The organism is Streptomyces africanus, from assembly GCF_002150735.1.
In the GTDB taxonomy this organism is placed as follows: domain Bacteria; phylum Actinomycetota; class Actinomycetes; order Streptomycetales; family Streptomycetaceae; genus Streptomyces; species Streptomyces africanus.
In genome coordinates, this window is the sequence record NZ_MUKA01000559.1 from 470 (window position 1) to 1,020 (window position 551).

The following is a 551-nucleotide window of genomic DNA, read 5'->3' on the forward strand; positions in this document are numbered from 1 at the left end:
GCCCGCGAGCTGATCGCCTCGGGCGAGATCGGCACGGTCACACATGTCCGCATCCGGCTGTTCAGCGACTACGCGGCCCACCCCGAGGGCGCTCTGACCTGGCGGTACGAGCGAGAGCGGGGCGGCAGCGGCGTACTGGGCGACCTCGCCTCGCACGGCGCGGACCTGGCCCGTCATCTGCTGGGCGACATCACGTCCCTGACGGCCGACACGGCGATCTTCCTGCCGGAGCGGGCCCGTCCCACCGGGGCGACGGCGGGGCACAGCCGCGCCTCGGGCGGCGAACTCGGCCCGGTGGAGAACGAGGACTACGTCAGCTGCCTGCTGCGCTTCGCCTCCGGGGCGCGCGGTGTGCTGGAGGCCTGCCGGGTCTCGGTCGGCGAGCAGAACAACTACGGCTTCGAGGTGCACGGCACCAAGGGCGCGGTCTTCTGGGACTTCCGCCGCATGAACGAGCTGGGGATCAGCCGCGGCACGACGTACCAGGACCAGGCCGTGACGACGGTGTACGTCGGCCCGGGCCACGGCGAGTTCGCCGCGCCGGGCTGGAA

1 protein-coding gene is annotated in these 551 nt (G+C 72.6%); it reads left to right on the forward strand.

Translation table 11 applies throughout. From position 1 onward, the window contains the following. On the forward strand, nucleotides 1-551 hold a 551-nt coding region (locus tag CCL05_RS46855; RefSeq protein ID WP_244204602.1), incomplete at both ends, for a Gfo/Idh/MocA family protein.